The sequence below is a fragment of the Bacillus sp. ok061 genome, from assembly GCF_900108285.1.
In the GTDB taxonomy this organism is placed as follows: domain Bacteria; phylum Bacillota; class Bacilli; order Bacillales; family Bacillaceae_G; genus Bacillus_A; species Bacillus_A thuringiensis_S.
In genome coordinates, this window is the sequence record NZ_FNUW01000002.1 from 450217 (window position 1) to 458003 (window position 7787).

Genomic DNA, 7787 nt, shown 5'->3' on the forward strand with positions numbered 1-7787 from the left:
GGAAAGGGAAGAATCAATGGATATGGTCTAGGAATCTATGAAATTATATTTCCTAACGGTGTCCCGATATGGGAACATACAGATGTTATTCTAGGATTTGATACTTTTGCTGGAGGGGCATATGTTGACGGCAATTTCAACAGTATGGGTAGAGCCGAGAATACTGGTCTTTTTAAAAGTATTTTACTTGTTGAATATAGACAGTAGGGATAAAGCCAGAATAGTAGTTTATGTGATGTTTGTAATTGAACAAATAAAAGATGAAATCGATCATTTATCTAAGGAGGAATTTTTCTTATGGAAAATAAATTATCTGGAGTGTTAGCCGCTACCTTAGCTCTAACGATGAGTCTACCAACAGGAGCGATAGCGTCTTCTAGCAGTAAGGCTCCGGTTGTATCTAGCCAAGAAGTTGCTAGCAAAGATTTGGAGAAGATTGCTGCAGAGAACGCTGAACTACTCACGAAGTCCTATGAGACGACTAGCGTGCAGTATGCGCTGATTGATAATGGTAAACTTATTTTGTCGGGGCAGACAGGTAAGAACGACATAGAAGGGAAAGAACCATTAACTAAAGATACTCTATACGGAATTGGTTCAACCAGTAAAGTATATACGGCTGCGGCTGTTATGAAACTAGTAGACGAAGGAAAAGTTGATTTGGATGCTCCTGTTGCCCGCTATATTCCTGATTTCAAAATGAAAGATAAACGATATAAGCGCATTACACCGCGTATGCTGTTGAATCACTCCTCGGGTTTGCAAGGTTCGACGTTCAATAATGCATTTTTATTTAAAGATAATGATGCTTATGCCCATGATATCTTGTTGCAACAATTGTCCAACCAAAACTTGAAGGCAGATCCTGGCGCGTTCTCAGTATACTGTAATGACGGTTTTACACTGGCTGAGATCTTGGTAGAAAGAGTCAGCGGTATGAGTTTTACTGAATTTCTACATCAAAAGTTTACAGAGCCATTAAAACTGAATCATACGATAACATCGCAAGACAAATGGGAAGATGAAAAGCGGGCTGGACAGTATTCTCCGACATACCAGGGACAGCTTCCAAGTGAAATGGTAAATGTGATTGGTACGGGAGGAATCTCTTCTACTGCAGAAGATGTGGTGCGATTCTCACAAATATTTATGGGACAGGGAAAAGAAATTCTCTCTAATAAAGCAGTCAAGGCGATGGAACAAGAAGAATATAAAAGAGGCATGTGGCCGGAAGATAGCGAAAACGTGTTCAACTATGGTCTTGGCTGGGATAGTGTGAAACTATACCCATTCAGTGAATATGGGATAAAAGCGTTGACTAAGGGTGGGGATACGGTACTGCAACATGCCACATTGGTCGTGCTTCCAGAACAGAAGATGGCAGCAGCTGTATTGTCCTCCGGCGGCAGCAGCACGACAAATCAACTGTTAGCAAACAAATTACTGTTAGCTAGGCTTAAAGAGAAAGGGACAATTAAGGATATAAAACCAGATAAATCCTTCGGCAAGCCAGTCAAGGCTAAAGTACCTCAAGACGTGGTAAAAAAAGCAGGTTTTTATGGAAATATCCAAAGCCATTTCAAAATAGAAATTACGAAGAAGGGAGAACTGTTTTTACCAACTAAACCGGAAGAAAAATATGTATATACGGCGGATGGAAGCTTTATAAATGAGAAGGGTACCTCCAAGCTTAACTTCGTCACAGAGAAGAATGGAAAAGTTTATTTGAGAGAGAGCACATATGAATTATCGCCGGGATTGGGGCAAAATGTGCTGACTCACTATTTAGCCCAGAAATTAGAAAACAATGTGTTACCGAAGAAAACAGTTGCTGCATGGGCGAAGCGTGAGGGTGGCAAGTTCTACCTCGTTAACGAAAAATTTAATTCTATGAACTATCTAGGACAACTAATGCCTCTTAACACACAAATTACGATCAAGGATGGGTATTGGGACGGCAAAAAAATTACAGGTCCAAATTCGGCAATGCATCAAATTCAGATTCCCGTGATGAATGGGCGGGATACGAAGGAAGCACATTTCTATACAGAGGATGGTACTGAATATATGGAGATGGCCAGCTTTTTATACGTCAGTGAATCTAACGTGAAATCCCTTGATGCAGGTCAATCAACGAAAGTTACACTGCAAAAAAATGGGCATGCGAAATGGTTTACGATTCCGCAAGAGGCAGCAGGGAAAACGATGAATGTGGAGTTGCCATCAGGAAGTTCATTCGCGGTGTATGATGGGAATGGAGTATGCGTCAATTTTAGCGTTGTTAGTGATAATAACAAAGTGAAACTACCAGAGAACGGAACGGTTGTATTTGCTGGCGCACCGAACTCCGAATTTACAGTCGCATTGAACTAGCTACAACTCGGGATAGACTTCAATAAAACAGTGCGACATGGAAAAGATATTTTATTTGTATCTTAAGTATTACCTTAAATGATATTACACTTAAATTCTTAGCTTAATAGCAATGGGATAGCACCACATGTCTACCAACCTAAGAAAATAAATCAAACCCATGTCCATCAAGCTAGTAAAAATAAATACCCCAAAAATAGTAAAATTGACATTCTCAGAGTAAAAATGTAAAAAATTATTGTTTAGGGGCAGCATAAAACATTAGTTTGATAGCGATATGGCGCTACTCATAAAATGTAATGAATAGATCCAAAGTAATGATAATAATTAGAAGTAACAAGTGTATAAGTGCATCAGTTTTTCCGTTTAGTAAAGACTTTACAAAGAAATCCCATTCTGTTTCATAGGGAGGTTCTACCCAATTTCGTTGCAGTCGTAACATCATTCCATTTATGAAATAGACAATGCCTTAATAGAACCCTTCCAACAAATAAGGCAGCTGTTTTTATATTCCAATCCTTTATCTTGATTACATAAAGGATTGGAAATAGTATCAGTATCCAAAAAACAATAATAAAGACTGTATTTCCCATTCTCTCCTCCTAACAAAATGATTGTGTTTTTAATCTTGGTAAATTCTTAGGTTGGAGGTATGTTTCATTGTTACTGGTTAAAACAAGGGCCAGAATTCAGGCTCCTTTTCTATCCCGCAAAATAAAGCTTTACTTTATCTCTCCGTCTCAAAAAACTCAATCCACTCTCCATCAGGACCAGCGAAGAAAATGTAACGTGTTCCATCTGGTAATGTTTCGATTTCTTCTCCTAGTAAGAAGGTTACTGCGTGTTTCTTTAGTCTTTCGATTTCATCCTCTAATGAATCTACCTTAAAGCAAATGTGATGTACTTTTCCTTCTGCTGGCAAGGAAGAATTGTAGCCTTCAATTAATTCGAGTATCGTTTCCTTCGATTCTTCCACACCTAAAAAAGCGAGTTTTAAGTCTGGATTCGGGTGCCCCATACGTTTAAGGAGCTGTAAGCCGACTACTTCTTCATAAAAAGTAATAGATGTTTCTAAGTTTGCAACCATAAGTCCTACGTGTTCAATTCTTCTAACTGGCATGTAGATTCCTTCTTTCTGAAAATTATATACAATATATTATTGAAAATTAAGAAAATAAGCAAGATAAAAACCTTACAAATTTTAGCGTGTTATATGGTATAGTGAGAAAGTATGTTTGGGGAGAAGGAAGGAGATTATACGATGAATATACCTACTCAAACTCCTTCATTATCGGAAACGATGAAAGAGTGGCATTATGCATTAGCATATGAAATTAAACATTGGAAAACGATAGGTGGTAGTAAAATTTCTATCATGAACGGTCGTTTTTTATATACAGATTATGAGAATACAGTGTATGTATTTCAGCTTATTTCGGAAGTAAGCTTACCTGAAGGTTCACCAATTCGAATTGAGTTCGATGGTGAGGAAGCGACAGGAGAAGTATTATCTGTACATGGATTAGAAATAGAATTGAAATTAAATGATTATATACAAGGTGAGATAAGAGAAGCAGTTTTATACAGTGAACCGTGGCAACTTTTAGAGCAACTACAAGAGCGATTAAAAGAAGCACGTAAAGATAAATTGAAACGTAATCGTATAAAGCGTCTCGTTGATGGGACGAGCAGTCCGAAGCATATTGAGAAGATGAAAAATCCGAAAAATGAACTAGCATATCGTTCGTTTTACAATCCGACAACGTACGTATGGGGACCGCCTGGAACAGGGAAGTCGTACAATTTATCACGTATTATTTCGGCTCATTACCAAAAAGGAAAATCGGTACTTGTGTTAGCTCATAGTAATGCGGCAGTGGACGTATTAATGAGCGAAGTAACGAAGCAAATTGAGAAGAAAAAGAAATGGACACCTGGCGAAATTGTTCGTTACGGTTATAGTCAACATGAACATATACGAAATCATGAAACATTACTTACGTCGAAGCTAGTTGAAACGACGAACGGATCTTGGGGAGAAGAAAGACTCTATTTAGAAGAAACACGACAAGATCTTCGTGAAAAGATTTTATCATATAAAGCGACTTCTGCTGATAAGAAGCGTATACAAGAGATTGAAAGTGATCTTCGAAAGCAAAAAGCGAAAATTAAAGAAGTAGAAAAAGAATACATTGAAAATGCGAAAGTAATTGGTGCAACTCTATCAAAATGTGCAATTGATGCGCTAATTTATGAGCGTACATTCGATTTAGTTGTCGTAGATGAAGTGAGTATGGCGTTCGTTCCGCAAATCGCATTAGCTGCTTCACTTGGAAAACGTATCGTTGTTTGCGGAGACTTTTTACAATTACCTCCAATTGCGATGGCGAACCATGAACTTGTTCGCAAATGGCTTGGGGAAGATATGTTTTACCATGCTGGGATTGTTGAGTCTGTTAATAAATCAGAAGCACATCCGAACCTATTTATGTTGCAGGAACAAAGACGTATGCATGCGGATATATCGAAGTTTACGAATTCGTTTATTTATAAAAATAGAGTATACGATCATCCGTCTGTTTCAGAGCGTAAAGAACTTGCGCAATTGCAGCCGTTCGCAAATGAAGCGAGTGTTTTATTTGATACGAGCCAAATGGGAGCTTTTTCGTTAAAAGATGCTGCTTCTGGTTCACGTTTTAACATTATGTCTGGTTTAGTAGCGATGCAAATGATGTTAATCGGATTGTTAGACGGTGTTCAATCAATTGGTGTTGTGACACCTTACAGGGCGCAGTCACGCTTTTTATCGACGTGTATTAGAGAAATGTTGCAGAGAACGAAATATCAAAACATACCAGTTTTAGCGGCGACAGTTCATAAGTTCCAAGGTTCTGAAAGAGATATGATGATCTTTGATACGGTTGACAGTTATCCGCAAGAACGACCTGGCGTATTATTCTTTGATCACAAAAACCATCGCCTCGTCAATGTAGCAGTGACAAGAGCGAGAGGGAAGTTCATTCAATTATCAGATTGCCATTATATGCGTAAAAACCTTTCGAGAAAACAAGCGTTATCACAATTAACAGCTCATATAGAACGTCACGGAGATGTGTATGATCGCACGACATCAAGACAATTGTGGGAACGGAAAATTTCGAAACGTTTACGCTGGTTTATGGAAATGAATCTTGAAGAGCCGAAAGGGCTATTAAAAGATATTTTAGCCGCAAAACGAAAAATTATTATTTCAATTCCAAGTACAAAACAAGTGGATAAGCGAGTATGGCAAGCGCTAATGCGTACAAATGCACAGATAACAGTTTATAGTGATGGACCAGTTCCACTGAAAAATGTAAAGTTACAAAGACAAAATAAAGCATTCCCGTTTATCGTAATTGATGATGAAATCTTCTGGGCAGGCGCACCGCTTACATCTCAAATGATGTTTGAAGGTAGTACAGAATTTCCGTACGTATGTGCAAGACTGCAAGCGCCAGAAACAATTGGTGTATTAAAAGGATTTTTAGATATTCGGTAAATTCGGATAGGAATTCCTTGACTTTTATTTAGAATGAACTTAGAATGAATGTAATTTAATATAATTTTATGAAAATTCTTATCACGAGAGGTGGAGGGACTGGCCCTATGATACCTCGGCAGCGGATTCGTTATGAATACTGTGCCAATTCCAGCAAGGTAACTTGAAAGATAAGAAAGAAGCTCATTTTGACTGTATATACAGAAGCCTCTTTCTATCTTTTAGAAAGAGGCTTTTTTACGTGAAAATAAAAGGAGGAAGAACAATGGGAGCGACAGGAGTAACGTCACAAAGAAAAACAATTGAAGAGAGTATCGAAAGAAATAAGGAAAAGTACATAGAAACAAGTCATGATATTCATGCGAATCCGGAGATTGGAAACCAAGAATTTTACGCATCCAGAACGTTAAGTTTATTGCTAGGTAGTGCAGGATTTCAGTTGCAGCACAATATAGCTGGACATGAAACGGGATTTATCGCGCGAAAAAGCTCTGGAAAACAAGGACCGGCAATCGCATTTTTAGCGGAGTACGACGCTTTACCAGGACTAGGCCATGCGTGTGGTCACAATTTAATCGGCACAATTAGTGTTGCAGCAGCAATTGCATTATCAGAAACGCTTGAAGAAATTGGCGGGGAAGTTGTCGTTTTTGGTACACCAGCAGAAGAAGGCGGGCCAAATGGTAGCGCGAAATCAAGTTATGTAAAGGCAGGTTTATTTAAAGACATTGATGCGGCGCTTATGATTCATCCGAGTGGAAAAACAGCGACAACAAGTCCTTCACTAGCAGTCGATCCACTTGATTTTCATTTTTACGGAAAAACAGCTCACGCTGCAGCTTCACCAGAAGAAGGAATTAACGCATTAGATGCGGTGATTCAGCTGTACAACAGTATTAACGCACTTCGTCAACAACTTCCGTCAGACGTGAAAATTCATGGCGTTATTACAGAAGGCGGAAAAGCACCTAACATTATTCCTGACTACGCCGCGGCAAGGTTCTTCATCCGTGCAGCAACGCGAAAAAGATGTGCAGAAGTAACAGAAAAAGTAAGAAACATTGCTGAGGGAGCAGCGTTAGCAACAGGTGCAAAAGTAAAAATTCATCCATTCCAAAATGAAATCGATGAATTACTCGTAACAAAAACATATAACGATATAGTAGCGGAAGAATTAGAACTATTAGGTGAAGAGGTAAATCGTAAAGAAAGAGTAGGGATCGGTTCAACCGACGCAGGAAACGTAAGTCAAGTCGTACCGACAATTCATCCGTACATTAAAATCGGACCAGATGACTTAATTGCACATACGAATGAATTTAGAGAAGCAGCACGTTCAGAACTTGGAGATAAAGCATTAATTACATCGGCAAAAGCATTAGCAAATACGGCGTATCGATTAATTACGGAAGAAGGGTTGTTAGAGAAGGTGAAGGAGGAGTTTAGAGAGGCGCAGAGGAATCAAGGGTAAGGGGATTAAGGTACTTTTTTCGAATAGAGATCTAATTCATATGTAGAGATATAAAAAGAACATTGAAATATCAATGTTCTTTTTCAGAGTGTTGGGAAACCCTTTAGGGTTCCCCGCACTCTGGAATCATTTTGATTTTAGCGAATAAAAACAACATAAAATAATAGAGTTTCAAAAAAATAGCCCTCCACCAGACCTTTTTTGGTCAGATGGAGGGCTATTTTTTTCATGTTTTGACAAGTTGCGGTAAGATAAGCCTGCATTTGGACAGACTTCAGCCCCCGAAATCGAGCATATCGATAGCCATGTAGTTCTTTGGCGTCCGCAAAGCTTCGCTCTATAGTTGAACAGCGTACTTTGTACAACTTTTTCCCTGTAACTGTTAGTTTGTTTTTTCTAGCG

Annotated in this window: 6 protein-coding genes, 1 pseudogene and 1 riboswitch; of the genes and pseudogenes, 4 read left to right on the forward strand and 3 right to left on the reverse strand. The window is 38.7% G+C overall.

All coding sequences use genetic code 11. The annotated features are described in order from the left end of the window. Positions 1 to 121: 121 nt before the first annotated feature. Entirely contained in the window at positions 122 to 325 is a 204-nt protein-coding gene (locus C4S65_RS04890; protein WP_000954377.1) for a hypothetical protein, read from the forward strand. Continuing rightward, positions 298 to 2373, forward strand: coding sequence for a serine hydrolase domain-containing protein (locus C4S65_RS04895; RefSeq protein WP_000428431.1), 2076 nt, complete (start codon positions 298 to 300; stop codon positions 2371 to 2373). The genes C4S65_RS04890 and C4S65_RS04895 overlap by 28 nt, the downstream gene beginning before the upstream one ends. A 283-nt stretch (positions 2374 to 2656) precedes the next feature. Here the strand turns inward: C4S65_RS04895 and C4S65_RS35090 are convergent. Together C4S65_RS35090 and C4S65_RS04910 are read right to left on the reverse strand one after the other, a co-directional pair. Then, a pseudogene (locus tag C4S65_RS35090) lies at positions 2657 to 2966 on the reverse strand (hypothetical protein). A gap of 134 nt (positions 2967 to 3100) precedes the next feature. After that, a complete protein-coding gene (locus tag C4S65_RS04910; protein ID WP_061665908.1) occupies positions 3101 to 3493 on the reverse strand; it encodes a VOC family protein in 393 nt (130 codons plus the stop codon). 111 nt (positions 3494 to 3604) lie between these two features. On the opposite strand from C4S65_RS04910, the gene C4S65_RS04915 reads away from it, so the two are divergent. Both C4S65_RS04915 and C4S65_RS04920 read left to right on the forward strand, forming a co-directional pair. Continuing rightward, positions 3605 to 5914, forward strand: a complete 2310-nt coding sequence (locus C4S65_RS04915) for an AAA domain-containing protein (RefSeq protein ID WP_003307377.1) — start codon at positions 3605 to 3607, stop codon at positions 5912 to 5914. A 75-nt stretch (positions 5915 to 5989) separates the two neighbouring features. Further along, a riboswitch (SAM riboswitch) is annotated at positions 5990 to 6091 on the forward strand. Between the two features lie 88 nt (positions 6092 to 6179). Further along, the gene (locus tag C4S65_RS04920; RefSeq protein WP_000501369.1) at positions 6180 to 7385 is read left to right on the forward strand and encodes a M20 family metallopeptidase; all 1206 of its coding nucleotides are present in this window, start codon (positions 6180 to 6182) and stop codon (positions 7383 to 7385) included. A gap of 137 nt (positions 7386 to 7522) precedes the next feature. On the opposite strand, the gene C4S65_RS04925 is transcribed toward C4S65_RS04920, so the two are convergent. After that, the coding region (locus C4S65_RS04925; RefSeq protein ID WP_181032127.1) for a transposase at positions 7523 to 7787 on the reverse strand (265 nt) is incomplete at its 5' end.

Excerpts from the sequence above, each read along its gene's own strand:
- C4S65_RS04890 (WP_000954377.1), top strand. The coding sequence starts at position 122 with ATGTTGACGGCAATTTCAACAGTATGGGTAGAGCCGAGAATACTGGTC.
- C4S65_RS04895 (WP_000428431.1), top strand. The coding sequence starts at position 298 with ATGGAAAATAAATTATCTGGAGTGTTAGCCGCTACCTTAGCTCTAACG.
- C4S65_RS04910 (WP_061665908.1), bottom strand. The coding sequence starts at position 3,493 with ATGCCAGTTAGAAGAATTGAACACGTAGGACTTATGGTTGCAAACTTA.
- C4S65_RS04915 (WP_003307377.1), top strand. The coding sequence starts at position 3,605 with ATGTTTGGGGAGAAGGAAGGAGATTATACGATGAATATACCTACTCAA.
- C4S65_RS04920 (WP_000501369.1), top strand. The coding sequence starts at position 6,180 with ATGGGAGCGACAGGAGTAACGTCACAAAGAAAAACAATTGAAGAGAGT.